Here is a 23,061-nt window from a genome sequence, read left to right as displayed (position 1 = left end):
TTTTTATTGATCTAAAGCGCAAATGTATCGAAATGTATCGAAATGTATCGAAATGTATCGAAGTGTAACTAATTGTAAATGAATATAAAATATATTTATTAATATCTGTTTTTTGCTGTTTTTTTTGAATGTTTTTTTTTCTATCTTAGTGCCTTTAACGACAAGCTTATTTTTTCATCTCTATTAAATCAACGTAATGGTTACTGTATTGTATGGAAATATTGCCTTGGTGATATCCTTTTTTTTAATTTTTTTTAACTCTAAGAACATGAAAGATACAGAGAACAAAGCATTAGAAGAACCTTTAACACATCTAATACAACAAGTAAAGCGGATTCAGAATCACTGTAAGCTCAATAATATAGATTTGAGGACTGTATTTTCTGAGCAGGAATTAAAACAGTATGAAGCAGATATAGCTTACCTAAAAACAATTACACCTGAAATCAAAGGAATGAGCAATTACTCTTTTACAGTAGAGCCTGATGATATAGGAAAGAAAGAGTTTCTAAAAGTTGCCAGTGAAATTCTAAGTCAATTGCTTCAATCTAAAGATCCTTTTCAACTTTTTGACCCTCAATTGGTCAACAATGGAGCGTATAGTATTGATACAGAAAAATTGAAAACAAACTTAGGTAAATTAAAACCGCATACGCCTTTGGGGCAAAAATTTATGGAGTTGTTTCAGGGAAATATTTCGGCTTGCACGACCGTAGACAACACACAAAAAGTACTTAGTGCCATTCTCAATAAATTTAATAATAAGAGCTATTTATTAAAGCATTATAGCAATTATCAAACCACATACAACCAAGAAAATTCAACAGATGAATTGAATCTAGCAGCAATCTTTGCTTCTAATCTACGAGGAGATTTTGGAGGGTTGCAGCACAGTATAAAAACTTGTGTGGTTCATGCTATTGATGATGTTGCTTTTAATTTGAATAAAGAGTTAAGTAAGGAGGAAGAATTAAATAAAAAAGAAGAAGAACAAGAAAAGAAAGAATTTCGAAAAGCGTTTGCAGCCTGGAAGGCAGAACAGAAAAAAATCTGTTCAAGCATTATTAGCCATGATACCAAAACAGATTCTATTTGCAATATGTCCAAAGCTGCTTTTTTTACGGCTTTGGTAGAGGCTTGCAACGATTGGCAAAAGACACAACCATTGCTGTCAAAAGAACTGCGGGTAAATATAATGGCAGAGCTGAAGGAAGATGCTCAAGTGAAAGATTTTGTCAATGCAATGTCCAAATCCCTTCTTTCGATTCATACACCAGAAGAGTATATTTACAACAGTTGGCAAGAATCGCAGGTGATGCCCTCTTTTGATGATTTAAAAACGGCAATTATTACGTCTTCAGACGGTACAAGTCCCTATAACTTTATTGGAGAATATGTAGAGTGGGCTGCTGAAGTCAGCGGGGCATTAGATAGCTTGCATTTGCCGCCAACACAGCAATTTGATGCCAATAAACTATTAAAAAAGTTCGAAAAATTATTTTCCAACAAAGAATTGAGTATCTTTTATCCTGTATTAAAACAATCTATTCAAGCGATTGGTAGTCCATTTCCTAGTCGTACGGATGTCAGCGAAGCATGGCAAAGTGCTTTGTATCAAGTGACTATGAATGGTGGTTCGGTACGTTCTTTATTTAATAGTTTGAGCTTTGAGGAAAAACAGCAGATAGAGAATATTAGCAATCAACTACGCAGTAATGCGCCAATAGACTCTATCAAAGCAATTTTCTTGGACAGCAAACGTCCTAAGCTTAGCATAAAACCTTTATTAGCAAAGGGAGAAGCCTTAAACTTGGTCATTAAACTAAAAGATGGCTCGGTGCTTAATAGCACTATTTTTACAAAAATAGAGTCACTCAATGAACGTGCTTATGCAATGCCTACGGATATTTCTTTGACGGTGGCGAATAAAAATGGTTTGGAGTTTCAAGCAACAGATTTTTATGCTTTAAGCCCAATAAAGCATGGAAAAGAAGGGATTAGTTGTGATTTTGAATTTAAAATTCTCCTTTCTAAAGCGAAAGGCTCGGTGACTAGAGGTTCTGAAACGGGTAGCAGTTACGGAATCGAGTTAGGTTCTGAAAGTTCAGAGACCGAGGTAGATATCGATGTGACGAATAATACCTTGGGGGTAGAAGGTTCGCTCCAAGCTCCTAAGTGGATTCCTAATGTATTAAAGAAATTTAATCCTATTAGCTATTTGGTGGAAGGAGAAGTGTCAGGGCATTATGCTTATGATTGGGGAAAGGAAGAAGGAACAGAAAAAACAAAAGGAACATTTAATTCTTCTAACTATAATCGTTCTACTAGCACCACGCAAGAAATCACAGAGGAGCGAGGAGTCGATACCAGTTTCCTTGTTGTAAAAGGACATCTTTATTCTTTTAACTTTACCTCAGAAGGAACCATTGAAGTTGATGTTAATGTCTTAGAAGGGCAGATTACTTCTCCAGATGCGAAAGGGGCTATTCCTGCGCAACTTCAAATGACAACAGGGAAAACCTTGCATTGGAAAAAATAGGAGTTAAATTTCAGGACAGAAGGCAAATGTACTTTTTAGACTTCTGCTTTTAAATTTTTATATTGAATTTTATTGAAACACTAAAACAAAATTAACAATGAAAGAGACAACATTTTTAGATCAATGCAAAGGAATTGCTTTGGTTTTTTCTGCTGTGGCGCTACTATTGTTTGGAGCGGCGGCATTGGTATATTCGGCTAGCCCTGTTCAAGCGAATCATGAACCAAAGACTACTTATGGAACTGGGAAGTATATGATGAGTTTGCAGGCGGAGATGTCAGAAACGCAAATGTCTTGGTATATTTTAGTATGGGATACAGAAACAGGTCGTTCAAAGTTTTATTATGGCAACAAAGGCGAAGGTATGAATGCTGCCAATGGGAAATATCAAATTCCTGCTAGCCCGTTGTAGTAATAAAAATTCAGAAAATCTTTGGAACGTAAAAATTGAAAAGAAATACATCATGGATAAACTAACACAACGCCTTTTGGGCATAGCAGCGATTATTTTCGCTTTTGCTTTCTTAATTCGATCTTTTAGTCCTGTTCAAGCGAATCATGAACCACAAACTACCTATGGAACTGGGAAGTATATGATGAGTTTACAGTCTATGGTATATAATGGAGATCCTTATTGGTACATCTTAGTATGGGATACAGAAACAGGTAATTCAAAGTTTTACTTTGTGAGTAGTGAATCATCTATGAGACCAGGTAGTAGTGAATACCAATTACCAACAAGACCTTTATAGTTTATACCACATAATGTAGATGTACAATCGACAAACAACTTGATTTAAGTTGTTTGTCAAGAAAAGACATAATAAAAAAAATGGATTGGTATACAATTTGTCATATATTAGTCGTTCTTAAATAACATTTCATTAAAATCTAAAAAAAATACATCATGGATAAGATAACACAACGCATATGTGCCAGTTTGTTTGGTACAGCAGCGATTATTTTTGCCTTTGCTTTTTTAATTCGCTCGGCTAGCCCCGCTCAGGCTAATTATGAACCAAAGACTACTTATGGTAGTACTGGGAAGTATATGATGCAACTTTCAACTACAGTAGAACAAAATAATGAAATTTTTTGGCATATACTAGCATGGGATACAGAAACAGGGCGATCTAAGTTTTATTTTGGTACGGCAGAAGATGGAACAGCAGCAGCAGCAGCAGCGTATAATTTACCGACAAATCCATTATAAATAAAAATAAAAGATTAATAATGAAAACCCTTTGGAAATGCCAAAGGGTTTTTTTATTTTTATAAGTGCAGAGTTTGGATGCAAATAAATTCTGTTATTATTTATATGAACTCAAATTTAAAGGCAATATGGGCAGTTTTTTTTCTGGTAGTGACGATGGGATTTCTCGTTTAACCATTACCTCACATAAAAAATTAACTTGTACGGATGAGAAAGTAAATTCTTTTGAGGTGCAAATGAATCCAGAAAATGTAGAGTATAGTTTTGGGATTGAAGACCCAGAAGGTAGTAATAATAAAAAAGGGAAAAATAATAGTTTGTTAGCTACCCCAGGCTCATCAGGAGGTCCTCCAGCTGTATTCTCAGGGTATCAAAAAATGGTAATGGACTTTAAGTTCTATGCCGATGCAACGGGAATTGTACCTGTTAAAGACTCGATGAAGGAGCAATTTTTTTTAGATGATAAAAAAACACCTTCTATTCGAAAGCACTTGGATTTGTTGCAAAATACGGTGTATGGATACGAACCAGAAGTGCATGGACCACCTTATTTAAAATTGGTTTGGGGAAATATTTTCCCAGATACGGGAAACGACAATAAGGAGAAAAAACCAGCGGTTTTTAAGGGAACATTAGAAAGTTGTACGGTTAAGATTGTTCTTTTTTCCTTGAAAGGAGAACCTGTTAAAGCAGAAATTAACCTAAAATTAAAGTCTGAAATTGCACCAGAAGCTCGTCCTATGGGAAATTCTCCCGATATTACGCACCATGTAGATATTAGTCATGGCGATAAGATGACCATGCATTGTGAACGCATCTATGGGCGTTATGATAGCAAAATTTGTTCGGCGGTAGCGGAGTACAATAACTTGATTGATTGGGATTTGAAGCCTGAATCTAAAATGGTTTTTCCTTCTATTCATTTATTAAATCAAGAGTATTTGGATAATTATGAGGATATGGAAGTTAGACCGCTTGACGAGCAGTCAGAATACGAGCAAATGGTGGAGTTGATTGGAGAAAAACGAGCCAAGCAACACTTTAAGGCTTTTCCGTTTAAAACAGGGGAAGCATAATAGATAACGAAATGAGCTCTAAAGGGGCTTTTGTTTTGGTTTATAAGTTCCTTTTATAAAAAAATATACTCCTTACGACAATATCTAGATAAGAAAGTATAGAAAGGATATTAAGTAAAGATAAAAATAATAGTAACCTGTTTATTTCCTCATGGTTATAGCAGATTGCTAACGAAATAAAAAATAAAAATGGCAGAAAATAAATCTTTTTTAGGTTCTGGATGGAGTTTTCCTCCTCGATTTTTGGATAGTACAGAGGGTTTAGAACTTTCTCATAATGATAGAGATATAGCAGAATCTATCTATATTTTATTGTCTACAACTCCAGGGGAACGTGTGATGAATCCTGGGTATGGCTGTAATCTACAGAGCATGGTCTTCTCTTCGGTAACTACCTCTACCAAAACAAGAATAGAAGATTTGATTTCTACCGCGATTTTATTTTATGAACCAAGGGTGAACTTGGTCGCAATTGAAATTGACGATACGCATCAATTAGAAGGGAAATTGGAAATTAATATTGTCTACGATATCAAAGGCACCAACTCCCGTAAGAATATGGTGTATCCGTTCTACTTGACAGAGGGAACAGATATCTAAAAAGATGTATGTACTTGCAGATATACCAAGCAAGGACCTAGCTATGAACCAAAAAAAGTATCCCACAACCACATATTATGAGTCAAAATAATAATACCCATATATTACATTGGAACGGCGTTTCGCAAGATGAACGCGTTCTAAAAGCTTTGTTGCCCGATTCTGTTCAAGTAGATGAACGTTCAATCAGTGATATTTTGGCTTTTGCGGCTAAATTTGCAGAGATCGTTCAGTACTATAATTTGGAGAACACTAGAGATGGCAGTTGGAGTCGGTTCTTTGAAAAAGATGAAACCATCTTTTTGTCTACTATTGTTTCTACGGATTTGCATAAGATTGAGAAAGAGCACAATCGCTTGATCCATATCTTAGACAATGCTCCAAGAGCAGAAGAAAAGTTGGAAGCTTTGGAGGGATTGATGCAACAGATTTTGGATTTGGCAAAGCAAATCAATGATTGGTATATGCATGCGCTGAACATGGATCGCTTGAATATGATGCATTCTTCAGAGCTAGAAAATGAATTAGAAAATGCCATTAAACAGCAGTTAGCACAAAATTTAATGGATTTGTTGGTGTACCAAGAAGATTTAGGATTTAATCCAACAGGACCGTTTAGTGCCGCAGAAATTCGTAAGCATTTTCATAGCAATTGGTTCAAAAAACACGAACAAATTGGGGCTAGAAATATCTTGATTAAAGGTAGAGAGTCGGCTGATAAGATTAAAAGTTATACTAAAAAAATACGGATACAATTCCGTACCTTCTACAGTGTGACTTCTTATATCTTGCAAATTGCACCTAAATATTTGATGGAATCGCTAACGGGCAAAGCCAACCATCGTCCAGATATTGCGCTGTTTATTTCTTTTGCAAAGATGTTTAAGAAATTACAGTATCAAGTTAATACGCTCACAGAAAAGCATTTAGACTTTTATTATTATAACGTACTAAAACAACGTCAGCAAGGTTTGGCTCCAGACCGTGCCAATGTTTATTTTAATGTGGCAACACATATTGATACCCATCTCTTGGAAAAAGGGACGTTGTTGACTGCGGGGAAAGACGAACATGGTGTAGAGCATTTTTATGCTACAGAGGATGACCTAACACTCAATCAAGCTAAAGTTGAGTCGATTCATACCTTGTTTGTGAGTAAAAACCCTAAAATTGGCATTGGAAGTTCCTACCGAGTTATCACAAATTTATATTCAGCCAATATAGCTAATTCCAAAGATGGTGAAGGAGGGCGTTTTGTCAATGATGAAGAAAACTGGCCAACATTTGGGCACGAAATCTTAGAGTTGCCTAAGGATGAACAACAAATGAAATTTGCAGATATAGGATGGGCGATGTCGTCTCCTATTTTGGAAATGGATGAAGGACATCGAATTGTAACGATGAACTTTAAGTTTGTGCAAAGTACGATGTACACACTCAATTTGTTGATAAAAGATATTAGTATCAATCAAGATATTTCACGTGAAGATGCTTTTTCTAAAATATTTAAAAATAGTTTGGAAGTATTCTTTACGACTCAAGAGGGGTGGGAGCAAGCATATACTTGCGAAATTTTGCCTCCAAATGAATGGGGAAGCCCTGAAATTACCATCGTTGCTACACTAACAGCCAATGCCCCTAGCGTTGTGAAATATGATGCTGAAGTGCATGGTGACGGTTATCAAACTAAAGACCCTGTTATTCGTATATTGCACAGAAATGAAGGTTCATTCTTTTCCTACTCATTCTTAAAAGAGTTAGAGGTTCAACGAATTGGCTTGGATATAGATGTAAAAGAAATAAAAGGTTTGTCTTTGTCTAGCGATGTAGGGACAATTTACCCTAATGTGCCTTTCCAACCTTTTGGTCCAATTCCTCAAGTAGGTTCTTATTTGATGATTGGAAAAGAAGAGATTTTCAAAAAAGAAATTACAGATTTACAGTTCAATATAGAATGGCATGCTTTGCCTGATGATAAAAAAGGTTTCAGAGGGCATTATAAAGATTATGGATTAGGAATTAAGAACGACCAGTTTGAGTTGAAGTTAACTGCTTTGTCGGATGGTGTGTTCCATCCTGTTGAGGAGGAGGTGCCGTTGACGTTTAAAATGTTTGAGGCGGAAGAAGATAACCCACAAGCGATTCACCACAAGCGAACTATTTGTGATATAGATGTGGATGCTCTGAACATCAAACCTGATGAGGAACTAGAGATGCGTCCTAACTACGATCACGAGGCTAGAGCAGGATACTTTAAATTAGAAATTTTTGGTCCAAAGGTGGCTTTTGCTCATAGAGAATATGCTAAAATATACGCTAAGCGCGTCAAATACAATACCGATCCTAAACGAAAAGGACCTGAAAAACCATTGCCACTACAGCCTGTTGCTCCAATGATGAAATCAATTACCATTGATTATTCTGCGACGACAGAGATTAACGTATTGTCTATGGGAACCCTAACGAAAGGAGAAGAGACCAAAGAGCAGATTTATCACATCCACCCATTTGGAATTATTCAAACGTTTGGAAAAGGGCGTTCGTCGAACCGACTGTTAATGCCTAATTATGATGATAACGCTTATTTGTATTTAGGTGTTAAGGGCTTAGTGCCACCCAATAATTTGACCTTATATTTTGAATTAAAAGAAAATATTAACTTGTTCTCTGATGAAGCGGCCAAGTTTGCTAAACCAGAGGTGGTTTGGAGCTATTTATCTGAAGATGAGTGGAAGGATTTTTCTCAGAATATGATTCTGTCTGATACGACAAATGGGTTTAACAATTCTGGAATTATCAATTTAGAAATTCCACGTGATTTGACAGATAAAAATTCTATTTTGGAGAGTGGCTTGCATTGGTTAAGAGTAACTGTGAAAGGCGAGCCAAGTTTGTTGCCTAGATGTTTGAAAGTTGCTACACAAGCAGTTCGGGTGGTGTGGCAAGATAACGGTCATAGTGCTACGCATTTGGTAGAACCATTGCCAGGGTATACGATTAAAAAATTGGCATCGTCTATTGCACAAGTGAGAGGAGTCAATCAACCGTTCCCTTCTTTTGGCGGTCGCCCAGGAGAAACTAAGTATGATTTTTATAGAAGAACAAGCGAGCGTTTGCGCCATAAAAACAGGGCGGTATCGGCTTGGGATTATGAACGATTGGTGTTGGAAAAATTCCCCAACATTCATCAGGTGAAATGTGTGACTCACGTAGGAAATGAAAATTTTGTCGATCCAGGAACGGTTATTTTAGTAGTAGTCCCTAAAATTGATAAAAATTCAAGAAGTTATCATTTACCAATGGTTAACTTTACAGTATTGAATGCCATCAAGGAGTATTTGGAACAATTGTCTTCTCCTTTTGTAACAATCCAAGTTCGTAATCCAATTTACGAGCGAGTCAAAATTACGGCAGGAGTTCGTTTTGAGAAAGGTAAGAATAATGGTACTTACTTGAAGAAACTCAATCAAGATATTATTGAATTCTTATGCCCTTGGATGTTGGGTGGTTCTCAAGAATTAAATTTGGGCGGTACATTGGTAAAAGATGTTGTCCTGAGCTTTATTGAGAAATGTGATTATGTAGATTTTGTAACTAAATTTTCTGCGGTACAAGTTTTCCCAGAGGATGGTGTAGGGTTTGATGTAGATGATACGGCAATTCATGCAACCAATTCTCCATTGATAAAAGCAACGAAACCTTGGTCTATTTTGATTCCTTTTGAATCGAATCCTATTTACTTCTTGGATGATGAAACATTCCAAGTTCCAGAAAAAGCATCTATTAGTTCGATGATTATTGACGGAGACTTTGTAATGACAGAGGAAAAAGAAAGAGATTTAGATGATTATTTATCTGATAAACGTCGCAAAAAGGATGAAGAAGACGAAGATTAGTGGTGTCGCTTTTAGATTCCCTAATTAGAATTTTGTCTTTTTGTAGAAAAAAATCTTAACTTAGTACACTGTCCATTAAACTATATCGTCTGTAGTGGATAGTGTATTTAAGGTTGATAATACCTTATTTTTTCTATAGAGAATTAAAATAAAATTTTTGGTGGACAGTAACTTTATGCAATAGAATTGAGTTATTGTTGATAATTATAAATTAAGCTATGACGCTATTAACTAGAACTACACTTAAAAATTTGTTTACAAGAGGATCTGTACCAACAGAAGTTAATTTTTCTGATTTCATAGATTCTACCGTAAATAAAGTAGACGATGGTTTTTCGCAAAGCCCAGAACATGGTTTTATGTTAGCTCCTCAAGGCGCTAATAGAAAATTGATGAGTTTCTTTGAAAGTATTCGAGATCCTAATGCTGCTTTTAGTTTGTCTTTAAATCCTACTCGCCATAGTAAAGGATTAAGCTTGGACGATGCAGAGCACAACAGTATTTTGTTCTTAAGAGATACGGGAGATATTGGTATTGGCACAACAACACCTCAGTATAGATTGGAGGTGAATGGCATGGCTGGTATGGCTGGTCGTGTCGGAACATTTGCTTCTGGAGAAGTAAAGGCAAATGGTGAATGGCAGACTATCATCGACCGCTTAGAAGGAGTAGAGGCGTTTGAGTTGGTGGCTCAAGCAGGAGGTAAGGAAGGGCGAGGCAAATATGCCTTTACATATGCAATCGCTTTATCTAATTATGGTGTAGGGAAAATCCAACACATTCGATCTACTTATAGCCGAATATTAGGGCCTTTGTTTCATAAAATATCTTTTCGCTGGGCAAAAGGAAATGATGGCTATCAACTCCAAGTTAAAACAGCTCAAAACTATGGCTTTTTAGATGAAAAAGATTCTAAACCAGCCAAAATTAGATATTATGTATCCAAACTCTGGGATACTTCAATGATTGCTGAAGATGAAAATAAACGTTAGTTTTTTTGTTTGGATGAAAGTTAATCCAAATTAAATTACTCTTATAGAAGATAAGGCAAGAACTTAGGCAAAAGAGAAAACAATCAGAAGATTATTAAGATACCAACCATTCCGAAGCATCGAGAATGGTTTTTTCTTTTATAATAAGAGTATCAATTCCTAATCTTGAACCTCAAGAGCAAGAAGTCACATTTTTAGAATTCTAAAAAAAGTATATCTTTGCACAATCCTCTGAAGTAGTATTTCTTATTGTTTAGAATACATGAATAAGCAAATCTATATTCAAATTTTTTCATTGAAAAAATTGTCCTACTCGTTTTGCCAACAACTTTTCTATTTTCCTGTTATAAATGCTGTTAAAATAAGTTATTGAGAATTAATCGGAACAGTTTTCGTAAAAAGAAAGCCGAAAGTAGAAGCTATTTTATTTTAAAAATCTTTTTTAATAGAGAAAAACATGACATTGAATATACCAATTTTAGTACTATTTCTAGGCATTAGTTTTGGGGGGGTAGGCTTAAATACTACTTTTTATAATGCCTTGTATAGCGACTCTTTGGAGACAGTTGAAACTGCCTTAGAAGCGTTAAATAGAGAAAAAACAACGACAATGGTAGAAGCTTATAAAGGAGGCTTGATCATGAAAAAGTCGGATTATCTTAAGTCGGCTGCAAAAAAAATCGAGACATTCAAGCAAGGACATCAATTACTAGAATCTGCTATTAAAAAAGAGCCTAAAAATCCTGAATATCGTTTCATTCGTTTGACAATTCAAGAGCATGCGCCTAAGATTTTAAAATATAACAAACAAATAGAAGAAGATAAGGCAATCATTGTAAAAGGCTATGGAAAAATGAGCTCTAAGACACGTGCTTATGTGTTAGATTATGCAAAACAATCGGATATTTTGTCTGCTAAAGATTTTGAATAAATAAGATTCTTATGAAACGAATTCTAGTAATAGGTTATTCTCAATCTGGACAATTGTATGAGATTGTGGGTAATTTCTTAAAGCCTTTTAAAGATGTAGAGATAGAGCAGGTGCGTATTGATACGGCAAAACCTTTTCCTTTCCCATGGACTAGCGAAGTGTTTTTTGATACAATGCCTGAATCGGTCTTGGAAGAACCCGTCGATTTAGCACCTTATACGTTGCAATTCAATCGGTACGATTTAGTCATCTTTGCTTATCAACCTTGGTATTTGTCGCCCTCGATTCCTGCTACTTCTATTTTGAAAGATCCTCAATTTTTGGCTGTCTTAAAAAATACACCTGTGGTCACTATAATTGGGGCTAGAAATATGTGGCTAAATGCACAAGAGAGTGTTGTCGAATACATAGAAGGGGCTGGAGGGAATGTTGTAGGGAATGTTCCATTGATAGACAGACACCAAAATTTGATCAGTGCATTGAGTATTTTACATTGGATGTTAACTGGACGTAAGGAGCGAAAATGGGGAATTTTACCTTATCCAGGAGTTTCCGAAAAGGATATAAATGAAGTAGAGATTTTTGGCGAAAAGGTGTTTCAAGCTTTTCAAAAAAACAATTACGGTGGTTTGCAAGATGTGATTTTAGCAGAAAAAAAAATAGATATTCACCCTACCATATTATTGATCGAAATGAGGGCTAAAGGGTTATTTTTGGCTTGGGCAAAGTTGATTAAACGAAAAGGAACTACTGAAAAAAAACGCTCCTTTTGGGTGAGTATGTATAAATACTATCTGTTGGTAGCCCTATTTATTGTCTCTCCAATCATTTTAACAATTTATAATGTGTTAATCCGACCATTTAGTGGCAAACGTATTCAGAAGAAAAAAGAGCATTTTTTATACTTAGGGATCAATCGTACATAAAAAACTCACTATTAGATAGGAATCATATTTGGGAAATGAAAAATTACTAAATTCATATCAATAGTATTCAAAAGAACCTTGGTAGCAGTGAACCGAATTACGAGTAGTTTGTATATTAATGGAACTATTTGTTCGCAAGTGCAAGAGTAATAATATAAATGAGTTGAAGCAATAGAGTTGTTCGCTAATTATTCAATAACCTCATGATAATTCGAAGAGACCTTCAATGCTTGTTTGTATTGTTTTACAAGTTGTGAATAAATGTTTCAAATACCCTATCAATAATCTAAAAACCAACAAGCATGAATAACCAATATGATGTTGTAATATTAGGAGGAGGATTGGCTGGTTTAACATTGGCCTTGCAGTTAAAGCAAGAAGAACCTCAGATTCGTATAGCTGTGCTTGAGATGCGAAAAAAGGAAGCCCCTAATTCGGCTCATAAAGTGGGAGAGTCTACGGTAGAACTAGGCACCTATTACTTAAGAGAAGTGTTAGGACTGAAGGATTATTTAGACGAATACCAATTGCCAAAGATTGGGTTGAGGTTTTATTTTTCCCCACAAATCAAAGAACAAATTGACCAACGTGTAGAGTTAGGAGCTAAAGGTACGTTACCAGTACCTAGCCACCAAATTGATCGAGGTATCTTTGAAAATGAACTCACCAAACGTCTACTAAATATGAGGGTAGATGTAATCTTGGGAGCAAGAATCAAAGCCGTAGATTTGAACGAAATAGAAGGACATACAGTAACCTATTCCAAAGAAGGTCAAAATTACGAAGTGACTGGTCGATGGGTCTCTGATGCTACAGGGAGAGTTGGTTTATTGAAACGCAAACTAGGTTTTGAAAAACCGTTAGAGCATAACATCAATGCTGTTTGGTTTCGAGTAAAAGGAGAAGTTGATGTAAATGATTGGTCTAATAATGAGCAATGGGCAAATAAATTGCCAAAAGGTTTGAGGCGTTTGGGGACGATTCATTTTATGGGAACTGGCTATTGGGTTTGGTTAATTCCATTGGTATCTGGTAATACAAGTGTGGGAATTGTTGCCGATCCTAGATTTCATGATTTCTCAGAATTTAATAAGTTGGATAAGGCAATGGAGTGGTTACAGAAAAATGAACCACTGTGTGCTCAAAAATTGGAATCGTACCGAGAAGATGTAATTGATTTTAGAATATTGAAGCATTACTCGCATCATTCAGGACGTTTCTACTCTACAGAAAAATGGGGAGTGGTAGGAGAAGCAGGGGCATTCTTAGATCCATTTTATTCTCCTGGAACGGATTTTATTTCTATTGGAAATACTTGGATGTCGGATTTGATTTTAAGAGATTATCGAGGGGAGGATGTTGCTTCTCGATCTATTATTTACGAACGTGTGCATGCCGCATTTTTTGATAGTTGGGTGCCTATTTATAATCAACAATATGAGTTGTTTGGCAATACGCAAGTAATGGTTAGTAAAGTATTGTGGGACTGGGGAGTATATTGGGGAATCCCAACACTCTTGTTTACGAATAAAGGTTATATCAACTTGGAAGTACTACGAGCTTTGTTTACGAGTCGAAATTCCTTGGGGACTCGTTTAGGGAAATTAAATAGTCAACTTCAGCAGTTTTTTAGACAATGGGCGGTGTGTAGCAACGAACCTTACATCAATTTTTTTATTGATTTCTTTGATATTCCATTCTTGAAAAAAATGCACCTAGATTTAGAAATACAGCATTCTGTAGAAGGCTTGATTGCGCAGTGCAAAGAGAATTTAGAAATTCTAGAGCAAATGGCAGCAGAAATCTATCGAAGAGTATTGGCAGAGCAGAAAGGCACGCCTCAAAATATGAAAATTAATCCTTATAAGGCTTCTTTGGAATTGTCAAAAGAAGAATTGCTGGCGCAAGCAGAAGAAAAGGGGGCTATAGATACAGCAGCTTACATTGCCAAAGATTTAGAAATGATGTGGTTGAAAGAAAAATTAGCAGTTTGATGAATGCAGAAAATAGGGTTGCTGAAAAAATGCAAATCTTACAGGAGCTTTTTCAATCAACAAAAGCTTTTGTTGAGCAAACAACGGATTTGTCAGATGTGATCAAATTCCTTACTCAGCACAAAAACTCAGAATTTGTTTCCATAGCTTACGAGGCGGTAGCAATGGTTCTGGCATTAAACGATTTAGAGCAAGGAAAAACGCTGGATACTTGGCAAGTTTTTTTAGAAAAATATGCACAAGAGCATGCAGTTCAAGTGCACATTGGTTTAGGTTGGGCTTGTGGACAGCAGCGTTTGAATCCCTCTCTTTGGATTAATATGACTACACCTTTACTGGGATGGCGAATTTGGGATGGCTATGGGTACTATGATGGTTTTTTTAGAAAACGAAAAGTATTACAAGAAGCCTATCCCCCTAATATTTTAGAAGAAGAACTACAAGTATATTGGCAAGGAGCTGGGCGCAGCTTTTGGTATACATGTAAAGGAAATAGAGAAAAACTACAAAAAATAAGTTCAAAAATTCCTCTTAATTATCAAGCTAGTTTTTGGCGAGGAATAGGTATTGCGTCAGCTTATGTCGGTGGTCTTCGGAGCGAAGATTGTCAGCAATTATGGCAATTGGCAGCTACTTATCAAGCCCAATTAAAAGCAGGTGCAGCTTTGGCTATCAAATCTAGGGTAGCTGCTAATACAGTAGTTGAAGATACAGAAATATTGGCGCGAGAATGGTTCAATTTACCTATTTTAAAAATAATAGACTTACTGAACAACAATGCAATAGATTCAACTGTTGCGAATGCAGCGTGGTACCATACTTGGATTATGCAGTTAGATGAAGTGTTCAAATCTTGAGCTGAATACTCCCCATTTTTTGTTAAAAAATTTTATAAAATTAATAATAATTATTCAGGTTGAAAGTACGCATTTTTTCAATCCTTATTTTTGATTGTTTCTGTAATAAAAAGTTGTATAAAGGAAAAAAATAGTACTTTTACACACTAATATCAAGAAAATGTGATCTAAACAACTTTAGATTATAGAAACTAAGGCTTATTTTAGAAGACAGATGAAAGAAGTATATATCAATAAAGCAGCAGTTTTTTTGCCTAATGAAGTGGTAGAAAATAATGAAATGGAAGAATATTTAGGTTATGTAAATGGAAAACCATCTCGCTCTAAAGCTATTGTATTACGAAGAAATGGCATAAAAAAACGGTATTATGCTTTGAAGAAAGGAGGAAAGAGTACGCATACCAATGCTGAAATGACCGCCTTGGCTGTGAAAAACCTCTTTAACAATGACGAAGCAGCGTTAAAAACAATTGATTTGCTTTGTTGTGGTACTTCTACTCCCGATCAAACAATGCCTTCACATGGTGTCATGGTACACGGTTACCTACCAGAAACTAGAAATATCGAAGTTGTTTCTCCTTCAGGTGTGTGTTGCTCTGGAATGCATGCGTTAAAATATGCTTATATGTCTATCAAGATAGGCGATAAAAAACGAGCGATATCAACTGGTTCAGAGCGTATTGCCTCTATGATGACAAGAGATAAATTTGATGAAGAAATCTTATTTGCTGAAAAAATAGAGGAAAACCCTTACCTCGCTTTTTCAAAAGACTTTCTCCGTTGGATGCTTTCCGATGGTGCTGGAGCTTTTCTAGTAGAGTCTGAGAAAAACAAAAGCGGTCTTTCTTTAAGAGTAGATTGGATAGAAGGCTGCTCTTATGCAAACGAAGTAGAAGCGTGTATGTATGCAGCGGCAGACAAGAATGATTCGGGAGAGTTGATTTCGTATAAGGATTATGATGCCAAAGGATTGATCAATGCTTCTGTTATGAGTATTAAGCAAGATGTTAAGTTGCTTAGTAAGAATATCTTGCGACTTGGTTTTGATCATCTACAAAGAATTCTAAAAGAAAAGAATAAAAATGTAGATGAGTTATCTTATTTCCTCCCACACATTTCTAGCTTCTTTTTCGAAAAACCCATCGAGGAAATTTTGAAAGAAAATGGAATGGAAATTCCCAAAGAAAAATGGTTTACCAATCTAGCAACCAAAGGGAATGTTGGGGCAGGTTCTATCTATTTGATGGTAGAAGAATTGATGAATAGTGGAACATTAAAAAAAGGTGATCAGATATTATTGGCTGTTCCTGAAAGCGCTCGTTTTTCCTATGTGTTTACATGGTTAACGGTTTGCTAGGTTATTATTAATGGAGACCTTTAGCTATGAAAAAAGAAGATTTACCTCAAGACGAAAGTAGTTTAAAGAACTTTACTCGTGAAGTTCACTATGTCAAAAACAAAGATGGATCCTATGAACAGGCACTTAGTACTGGGTGGCAAGTTAAAGCGGATGCACTAGATGGTGCATGGGAAGAAGTAGACCGGAGGGTTGCATTAGCTTTAGAGGCCTTTCGAACTGGAACCGCAAGCCCTATTCTTTATTATATGGAAAAGAATTTGATGGATTTGCCTACGTTGGCGGGGTACACTGGGTTTTGGTCTTTTTGTATCAAAAGACATCTAAAACCAAAGTCATTTCGGCGCTTGAATGACAAGAAATTAAGTAGATATGCTAAGGCATTTAGAATTACTATAGACGAATTGAAAAATTTTGATGGAAACGATAACAAAGGACTTTAACCACATACAAACTGCCCATTGTGAAAATGGCGTAGCAACAAGCTTGTTACGGTATCATGGTTTGGATTTTATGTCTGAACCACTTGTATTTGGTTTAGGGGTCGGACTGTTTTATATCCATATTCCATTTATGAAAATAAATCATGGTCCAGCCATTTCTTTTCGTACGATGCCAGGAGAAATTTTTAAACGAGCTAGCCGTTCATTAGGAATAAAAATAGCTCGCAAAAAGTTTAGAAACCCTGTAGCAGCACAAACTTTTTTAGATCAAAAAATAACAGAAGGTACTCCCATTGGTTGCCAAGTTGGGGTTTTTCATTTAACCTATTTCCCAAGAGAATACAGGTTTCATTTTAATGCACACAACCTAATTGTCTATGGAAAAGAGGAGGGGCGTTATTTAATTAGTGACCCAGTTATGGAAACGGTAACTAGTTTATCGCCAGCAGAATTAGAGGACGTCCGATTTGCTAGAGGACCTTTAGCACCTAGGGGACATGTCTATTTTCCTGTTAATGTTCCTACAATTACAGATGCACAATTAAGAAAAGCAATTCAAATAGCTTTGAGAAAAAATGCTTGGTGGATGACACAAGTACGAGTACCTTTTATAGGAAGTACAGGGTTTAATTATACCGCCAAACAGATCCGAAAGTGGAGGAATAAGTTAGGAGCAAAGCAAGCTGGTCTCAACCTTGGACAAATTGTTCGAATGCAGGAGGAAATTGGTACAGGTGGTGGCGGTTTTCGATTTATTTACGCTGCATTTTTAGAACAAGCGGCAGAACGATTACAAGACGATCGTTTGAGCCGACTTTCGGAACAAATCACTAGGTCTGGAGATTTGTTGCGTGCTTCAGCAGTTCGTATGGCTGCAATTTACAAAGGCAGAAATACAGAGCAACAACACTTTGAGGAGGTAGCAGATGGTTTTGATGAGATTGGTGCTTTGGAAAAAGCGACTTTCTTAGAATTATATAAAATGAAATTTTAGAGTACGATGAGTTTTAATTGTATTCAAATAGAGGAAGTTAGCAAACGCTATAAAGGAGCTGCAAAAGATAGCTTAAAGAAAGTTAGTTTGACAATTCAAACAGGAGATGTCTATGGGATTTTAGGTCCTAATGGAGCGGGAAAAACAACCCTCATTTCTATTTTGTGTGGCATCATAGAAGCCTCTGGTGGGCACGTATTATACCGAGATAATAACGAAGAGGTGAATTTTCAGGGGATTCAGCCTAAAATTGGCTTTGTCCCTCAAGAGTATGCGTTGTATCAGGAATTGACGCCAGTGCAGAATTTAGAATATTTTGGAGCATTGTATAATTTATCAAAAGAAAAAATAGCTGCTCGAACAACAGAAATATTAGATGTCTTGGGATTGTCTCGTGTGGCACATCAACGAGTCGAAACATTTTCTGGCGGTATGAAGCGTAGGGTTAATTTGGCGATAGGAATTATTCATGAACCTTCTATCTTGTTCTTGGACGAACCTACAGTAGGCGTGGATGTACAAAGTAAGGTAGCCATTTTAAAGTTTCTCAACCATTTAAATGCAATGGGAACGACGATTATTTATACTTCTCATCATTTATCAGAGGCACAAGATTTTTGCAACCGAATTGCATTGATAGATCAGGGCGAAATTATCATGAAAGGTGAAATGGAGACATTATTATCTACTCATGCTGCAAAAGATTTAAAATCATTATTTATCCAATTTACAGGAGAAGAATACAGGGACTAATAAAAGGGCTGCTTGGAATAAAAATGTATAAGTAATAACCTTAAAAATGTAAAATCACATCTAATGAAACGGTGATTTTAGCGGATTATTGAAATAAAAAAGAGAAATGTTTAAGCTTTGGGTAGCCATAAAAAAAGAGTTTCAAATCCTTATGTATGATAAGGCAGGTCTAGCAGTGATGTTTGGAATGCCTTTGTTATTGGTGTATGTTATAACTATTATTCAAGATTCTGCGTTTAAGATTGTTAATGAAAATAAAATTTCTATCTTAATTGTCAACAAAGATAAAGGAGCAGAAGGGCAAAAGCTAGTTGATCTTATGAAGGTTTCTGGCTTGTTTGATCTATCCCAAAAAGATTCTGTACAGAATATAAAACAGGTGATGGATCAAGAGGATTATCTAACGGGTTTAGTAATTGCGAGTAATTTTACAGAAAAGATAACCGATAAAGCAAACTTAGTGAGTTCTACAATGATGAATGAATTAGGTTTGGGAGAACCCAATGACTTGCCCAAAAAAATCAAACTGCCTGCCCTCGATTTTTATCACGACCCTGTTTTGCAAGAGAATTATTGTTTTTCTATTATCAATATGGTGGATGCTTTTTTGAAGAGCATAGAGGGAGAATTATTCATCAACCAAATGTGTGAACAACTAGAGTTGACAGAGTCGCCACAACAGTTGAAAGAAGCTATGATTGAAAATCGGGTGCCTATTAATAGGATACCAGCGACAACTTCGGATAGTGATAAACTGCCAAATTCTACTCAGCATAATGTTCCTGCATGGACTATTTTTGCAATGTTTTTTATGGTGGTTTCTCTAGGAAACAATATCGTTAAAGAGCGTTTAAATGGTAGCTTTATCCGTTTGAAAACAATGCCAACAAGCTTTTCTTTAGTTTTGGGGGCAAAAATGTTATTGTATCTGGCAGCAGCCGTGGCACAAGTAACTTTAGTTTTTTCATCTGCAAAGCTAACCTTTCCTTTGTTAGGATTACCAGAGCTAACCTTGCCTTCCAATCAATTAGGTTTTGTATTTATGGTTTTGTTGAGTGGTTTGGCTGCGGTTAGTTATGCTATGCTTGTCGGAACAATGGTGCGGACTCAAGAACAGGCACATGGATTTGGCTCAATGTCGATTGTCATTTTAGCAGCAATAGGAGGAATTTGGGTGCCAAGCTTTGTAATGCCAGAATATATGCAAACAATCAGTCTAATTTCTCCATTAAATTGGTGTCTAGAAGGATTTTATATACTATTTTTGAAAGGAGGTTCTTGGGCTGCTTTACAGAATGTAGTGATCGGACTAATGATTTTCATCGCTGTTTGCTTAAGTCTTGCTTTTGTAAAGCTAAAAAAAGATAAAATTATATAAATTGGCAATGGTTCTATTTCTAGAAATAGTTGAACAAACTATATTGCCAGTTCAGTTTATAAAAGGCTCGCTTAAAAATTATTAGATAATTATTTTGCAGAGTACTTTGTAGCGAATTAAAAAAATAATAACAAGATTATCATGGAAACAACAGAGTTAAAGGAGCAATTGAAACAACAAATTATTGATTATTTGAACTTGATTGATATAGAACCAGAGGACATGGAAAACGATTCTCCTTTATTTGGACCAGACGGTGACCTAGGTTTAGACTCTATCGACTCAGTAGAATTGTTGGTATTGTTAGAGCGTGAGTATAAATTAAAAATTACAGACCCTAAGGAAGGACGAAAAGTCTTAGTTGATGTCAATAGTATGGCTCAATATATCATTGATAACGGCAAAGCCTAATGCAAATTGTACTTAATAGTAGTAGTTCGTTGATTAGTTCGCTACGCTCATGAGGGCGCAAGCTTAGTTGTTTACTTTTTTACCAAAAAGATAAAAAAGCACATTCAGATTAGTTTACTTCGTGAGTGCTGCGCAGTTGATAATCAAAATGTTACCACAGAATGTATTAAAATCTTAATTTATTGATTATCAAACTAATAAAGTTTACTTCGTGAGCGCTACGCTTTTAGTTAGCTTCGCTGCTACTGCGTGGTTTCAACGAACTATTGTAATAGAATAGCTCATTGTTATTCATCAATAGTCTGTTAAAATACACTAATAACTAAAGTTGTTAGAGGCAACCCTAGTGTTTGTAAAGTGGCATCAGCAGGCGACTAATTTATAAAGCTATTCATAGAAATAGGTTTAATTCATTCCCTTCGTCAAATCAAAGAATATATGACAAGAGTTTTAATAACTGGTATTGGAGTCATTTCAGCGATAGGTAAAAATGCTGCCGAGAATAGGAGCCAATTACAAAAAGGACAAACGGGTATAGGAAAAGCTACCCTAATGGATACTCGTTATGTAGATGTTTTTCCATTTGGGGAAGTTCCTCATAGTACAGAATATTTGATGGAAATGGCGGGAATAGCCAACGAAAAAGGCATTACCCGAACAGATATTTTAGCAACAGTTGCGTTGCAAGAAGCATTGGCTTGTGCAGGAATGTCCGCAGAAGAAATCTCGGCAATGGATACCGCTTTTGTTTCTGCTAGTACGGTAGGAGGCATGTCCATGACGGATGAGTTATATCGAGATGGCAATAAAATTGGAACGCCTTCTGAGTATCTGTCTTCTTATATTTGTGGGGCACATACCTTAAAATTGACCAATCGTTACCAAATGAAAGGATTGTCAACAACCTTTAATACAGCCTGTTCTTCTTCGGCAAATTCTATTATGTTTGGCGCAAAATTGATTAAATCTGGTAGAGCCAAACGCGCTATTGTTGGTGGTGCAGATGGCTTAGCAAAGTTTACGGTCAATGGATTTAATGCTTTGAGAATTTTGTCCGCGAAGCCTTGTATGCCTTTTGATCGAGATCGTTCGGGGTTGACTTTGGGCGAAGGGGCTGCCTTTTTAATCTTAGAAGCAGAGGAGTTAGTTGGCGACAAAAAAGTATATGGAGAAGTAACAGGGTATGGGAATACCAACGATGCTTTTCATCCTTCTTCTATTTCTGACGATGCTATAGGGATCATTGGTTCGATTTCGCAAGCTATTGAAACTGCTCAACTGCAACCACATCAAATTGACTATATCAATGCTCATGGAACTGGAACCGAAAATAATGATATTTCTGAAATGTTTGGCTTGAGTTCGGTTTTTGGAGATATTCCTCCTTATCAATCTACCAAGCCTTATACGGGGCATACCTTGGCAGCAGCAGGGAGTATTGAAGCTGTATTCGGTCTTTTATCTATGGAATATAGCGAATTATACCCCAGCCTCAATTGTGTTCATCCGATAGAAGAATATGAGGCTCGCCCCATCACAACTTATCAACGTGATTATGAAATAAAGCATTTATTGTCCAATTCCTTTGGTTTTGGTGGTAACTGCTCATCTATTATTCTTTCAAAAGCCTAGAGTTTTATGTATATCGTTGACATGTCTTGTATCTCTGCTCAGGATACTTATAATAATGCTATTTTTGAAGAAGGGGTAAAAGTACACACCGAGCCTCAATATTGGGCAATAGAACCAAAGTATAAAAAAATGGTTCCTCTCAATTTGTTGCGTAGAATGAGCAAATCTGTCCGAATGGGAGTAGGGACTGGAATTCCTTTGATTGATCGTTTTAAAGATAGTTTGGATGGAATTATTATTGGTTCAGCCAATGGTTCTATCAAAAAGTCTATTAGCTTTTTAAATCAAATAGTAGAATATGACGAGGGGACTTTAACACCGACTGATTTTATTCAATCTACCTCTAACTCCATTGCAGGTACATTGGCTTTGATGGGAAAAGTAACAGGATACAATAATACGCATGTTAACAATGGAATTGCCTTTGAATGTGCGATACTGGATGCCTTGCTGTTGTTTGAAGAAAATGCTGCACAACGATTGTTATTGGGGGGCGTAGAAGAAATCTCTCAAGCTAATTATAATGTAGATTCTTTGAGGGGAATGTTTAAAGAAGAAAAAATTGATTCTACCCAGCTGCTCGATTCTGACACGCCTGGTACTGTATCAGGAGAGGGAGCTGCACTTTTTGTTGTCGATGCTAAGCCTTCAGAGTTAGCCATTGCTCAGATTGTAGATGTGGCTCAAATGACACATCCAACGACGGACGAAATATTGGCAAAAGCCAATGCGTTTTTAAAGCGAAACGGGCTAACTACAACAGATATTGATGCGTTGTTTCTAGGGTATAATGGAGATAATCGAACCGATTATTATTATAAAAATGTACAAGAAACTCTTTTTCCAACACAAGGGGTTTACACGTACAAAAACTTAGTAGGAGATTATTATACCGTTTCTTCTTTTGCGGTGTGGCTTGCAGCTAACTTATTCTCAGGAAGAACAATGCCACAGGAAGTAATCCAAAAAGCATCCACCAAGCCTATTGAACGAGTGTTAATTTATAACCATTACGAAGGCACACAGCATGGCTTTATTTTGATGAACAAAATAAACAGATAATAAAAAA

The 23,061-nt window shown here is 36.2% G+C and carries 20 protein-coding genes; all 20 read left to right on the top strand.

All coding sequences use genetic code 11. The annotated features are described in order from the left end of the window. Positions 1 to 268 precede the first annotated feature (268 nt). The 20 genes from CG11_RS04680 to CG11_RS04585 all read left to right on the top strand — a co-directional run bounded on the left by CG11_RS04680 (position 269) and on the right by CG11_RS04585 (position 23,054). Positions 269 to 2,539: a hypothetical protein gene (locus CG11_RS04680; protein WP_156039657.1), complete on the top strand. Its 2,271-nt coding sequence runs from the start codon at positions 269 to 271 to the stop codon at positions 2,537 to 2,539. Positions 2,540 to 2,636: 97 nt separating this feature from the next. Then, positions 2,637 to 2,951, top strand: coding sequence for a hypothetical protein (locus tag CG11_RS04675; protein ID WP_052593651.1), 315 nt, complete (start codon positions 2,637 to 2,639; stop codon positions 2,949 to 2,951). 52 nt (positions 2,952 to 3,003) lie between these two features. Beyond that, the gene (locus CG11_RS04670; protein WP_052593649.1) at positions 3,004 to 3,291 is read left to right on the top strand and encodes a hypothetical protein; all 288 of its coding nucleotides are present in this window, start codon (positions 3,004 to 3,006) and stop codon (positions 3,289 to 3,291) included. 155 nt (positions 3,292 to 3,446) lie between these two features. Continuing rightward, positions 3,447 to 3,752, top strand: coding sequence for a hypothetical protein (locus CG11_RS04665; protein ID WP_052593647.1), 306 nt, complete (start codon positions 3,447 to 3,449; stop codon positions 3,750 to 3,752). Between the two features lie 128 nt (positions 3,753 to 3,880). Further along, positions 3,881 to 4,828: a hypothetical protein gene (locus tag CG11_RS04660; RefSeq protein WP_052593644.1), complete on the top strand. Its 948-nt coding sequence runs from the start codon at positions 3,881 to 3,883 to the stop codon at positions 4,826 to 4,828. 189 nt (positions 4,829 to 5,017) lie between these two features. Further along, positions 5,018 to 5,428, top strand: coding sequence for a GPW/gp25 family protein (locus CG11_RS04655; RefSeq protein WP_052593642.1), 411 nt, complete (start codon positions 5,018 to 5,020; stop codon positions 5,426 to 5,428). A 77-nt stretch (positions 5,429 to 5,505) separates the two neighbouring features. Beyond that, a complete protein-coding gene (locus CG11_RS04650; protein ID WP_052593640.1) occupies positions 5,506 to 9,324 on the top strand; it encodes a baseplate J/gp47 family protein in 3,819 nt (1,272 codons plus the stop codon). 218 nt (positions 9,325 to 9,542) lie between these two features. Beyond that, positions 9,543 to 10,316 (top strand): hypothetical protein, encoded by a 774-nt coding sequence (locus CG11_RS04645; RefSeq protein WP_052593638.1) that lies wholly within the window; start codon positions 9,543 to 9,545, stop codon positions 10,314 to 10,316. A 457-nt stretch (positions 10,317 to 10,773) separates the two neighbouring features. After that, on the top strand, positions 10,774 to 11,247 hold the full coding sequence (locus CG11_RS04640) for a hypothetical protein (RefSeq protein WP_052593636.1): 474 nt from the start codon (positions 10,774 to 10,776) through the stop codon (positions 11,245 to 11,247). Between the two features lie 11 nt (positions 11,248 to 11,258). After that, complete coding sequence (locus CG11_RS04635; protein ID WP_052593634.1) at positions 11,259 to 12,173, top strand: hypothetical protein; 915 nt, start codon at positions 11,259 to 11,261, stop codon at positions 12,171 to 12,173. A 302-nt stretch (positions 12,174 to 12,475) separates the two neighbouring features. Beyond that, entirely contained in the window at positions 12,476 to 14,167 is a 1,692-nt protein-coding gene (locus tag CG11_RS04630) for an NAD(P)/FAD-dependent oxidoreductase (protein ID WP_052593632.1), read from the top strand. After that, a complete protein-coding gene (locus tag CG11_RS04625) occupies positions 14,167 to 15,024 on the top strand; it encodes a DUF1702 family protein (protein WP_052593630.1) in 858 nt (285 codons plus the stop codon). Before CG11_RS04630 ends, CG11_RS04625 begins: the two co-directional genes overlap by 1 nt. Positions 15,025 to 15,238: 214 nt before the next feature. Beyond that, on the top strand, positions 15,239 to 16,381 hold the full coding sequence (locus tag CG11_RS04620; protein WP_052593628.1) for a beta-ketoacyl-ACP synthase III: 1,143 nt from the start codon (positions 15,239 to 15,241) through the stop codon (positions 16,379 to 16,381). Positions 16,382 to 16,407: 26 nt separating this feature from the next. After that, on the top strand, positions 16,408 to 16,824 hold the full coding sequence (locus CG11_RS04615) for a hypothetical protein (protein ID WP_052593626.1): 417 nt from the start codon (positions 16,408 to 16,410) through the stop codon (positions 16,822 to 16,824). After that, entirely contained in the window at positions 16,799 to 17,818 is a 1,020-nt protein-coding gene (locus tag CG11_RS04610; protein WP_052593624.1) for a BtrH N-terminal domain-containing protein, read from the top strand. Before CG11_RS04615 ends, CG11_RS04610 begins: the two co-directional genes overlap by 26 nt. 6 nt (positions 17,819 to 17,824) lie before the next feature. Then, the gene (locus CG11_RS04605; RefSeq protein ID WP_052593622.1) at positions 17,825 to 18,571 is read left to right on the top strand and encodes an ABC transporter ATP-binding protein; all 747 of its coding nucleotides are present in this window, start codon (positions 17,825 to 17,827) and stop codon (positions 18,569 to 18,571) included. A 106-nt stretch (positions 18,572 to 18,677) separates the two neighbouring features. Further along, positions 18,678 to 19,949, top strand: coding sequence for an ABC transporter permease (locus tag CG11_RS04600; protein ID WP_052593620.1), 1,272 nt, complete (start codon positions 18,678 to 18,680; stop codon positions 19,947 to 19,949). 141 nt (positions 19,950 to 20,090) lie between these two features. Beyond that, the gene (locus CG11_RS04595; RefSeq protein ID WP_052593619.1) at positions 20,091 to 20,360 is read left to right on the top strand and encodes a phosphopantetheine-binding protein; all 270 of its coding nucleotides are present in this window, start codon (positions 20,091 to 20,093) and stop codon (positions 20,358 to 20,360) included. Positions 20,361 to 20,798: 438 nt separating this feature from the next. Next, positions 20,799 to 21,992, top strand: a complete 1,194-nt coding sequence (locus tag CG11_RS04590; protein WP_052593617.1) for a beta-ketoacyl synthase — start codon at positions 20,799 to 20,801, stop codon at positions 21,990 to 21,992. 6 nt (positions 21,993 to 21,998) lie between these two features. Next, positions 21,999 to 23,054 carry a beta-ketoacyl synthase chain length factor gene (locus CG11_RS04585; protein WP_052593615.1) on the top strand — a complete coding sequence of 352 codons (1,056 nt, stop codon included), beginning with the start codon at positions 21,999 to 22,001 and terminating at the stop codon, positions 23,052 to 23,054. Positions 23,055 to 23,061: the final 7 nt, after the last annotated feature.

Source organism: Aureispira sp. CCB-QB1 (assembly GCF_000724545.1).
Lineage (GTDB): Bacteria > Bacteroidota > Bacteroidia > Chitinophagales > Saprospiraceae > Aureispira.
The sequence above is the reverse complement of the archived record's forward strand: the minus strand, read 5'-3'. Positions and strand labels throughout refer to the sequence as shown.

Coding starts and splice junctions, on each gene's coding strand:
- CG11_RS04680 (WP_156039657.1), top strand. CDS start 269: ATGAAAGATACAGAGAACAAAGCATTAGAAGAACCTTTAACACATCTA.
- CG11_RS04675 (WP_052593651.1), top strand. CDS start 2,637: ATGAAAGAGACAACATTTTTAGATCAATGCAAAGGAATTGCTTTGGTT.
- CG11_RS04670 (WP_052593649.1), top strand. CDS start 3,004: ATGGATAAACTAACACAACGCCTTTTGGGCATAGCAGCGATTATTTTC.
- CG11_RS04665 (WP_052593647.1), top strand. CDS start 3,447: ATGGATAAGATAACACAACGCATATGTGCCAGTTTGTTTGGTACAGCA.
- CG11_RS04660 (WP_052593644.1), top strand. CDS start 3,881: ATGGGCAGTTTTTTTTCTGGTAGTGACGATGGGATTTCTCGTTTAACC.
- CG11_RS04655 (WP_052593642.1), top strand. CDS start 5,018: ATGGCAGAAAATAAATCTTTTTTAGGTTCTGGATGGAGTTTTCCTCCT.
- CG11_RS04650 (WP_052593640.1), top strand. CDS start 5,506: ATGAGTCAAAATAATAATACCCATATATTACATTGGAACGGCGTTTCG.
- CG11_RS04645 (WP_052593638.1), top strand. CDS start 9,543: ATGACGCTATTAACTAGAACTACACTTAAAAATTTGTTTACAAGAGGA.
- CG11_RS04640 (WP_052593636.1), top strand. CDS start 10,774: ATGACATTGAATATACCAATTTTAGTACTATTTCTAGGCATTAGTTTT.
- CG11_RS04635 (WP_052593634.1), top strand. CDS start 11,259: ATGAAACGAATTCTAGTAATAGGTTATTCTCAATCTGGACAATTGTAT.
- CG11_RS04630 (WP_052593632.1), top strand. CDS start 12,476: ATGAATAACCAATATGATGTTGTAATATTAGGAGGAGGATTGGCTGGT.
- CG11_RS04625 (WP_052593630.1), top strand. CDS start 14,167: ATGAATGCAGAAAATAGGGTTGCTGAAAAAATGCAAATCTTACAGGAG.
- CG11_RS04620 (WP_052593628.1), top strand. CDS start 15,239: ATGAAAGAAGTATATATCAATAAAGCAGCAGTTTTTTTGCCTAATGAA.
- CG11_RS04615 (WP_052593626.1), top strand. CDS start 16,408: ATGAAAAAAGAAGATTTACCTCAAGACGAAAGTAGTTTAAAGAACTTT.
- CG11_RS04610 (WP_052593624.1), top strand. CDS start 16,799: ATGGAAACGATAACAAAGGACTTTAACCACATACAAACTGCCCATTGT.
- CG11_RS04605 (WP_052593622.1), top strand. CDS start 17,825: ATGAGTTTTAATTGTATTCAAATAGAGGAAGTTAGCAAACGCTATAAA.
- CG11_RS04600 (WP_052593620.1), top strand. CDS start 18,678: ATGTTTAAGCTTTGGGTAGCCATAAAAAAAGAGTTTCAAATCCTTATG.
- CG11_RS04595 (WP_052593619.1), top strand. CDS start 20,091: ATGGAAACAACAGAGTTAAAGGAGCAATTGAAACAACAAATTATTGAT.
- CG11_RS04590 (WP_052593617.1), top strand. CDS start 20,799: ATGACAAGAGTTTTAATAACTGGTATTGGAGTCATTTCAGCGATAGGT.
- CG11_RS04585 (WP_052593615.1), top strand. CDS start 21,999: ATGTATATCGTTGACATGTCTTGTATCTCTGCTCAGGATACTTATAAT.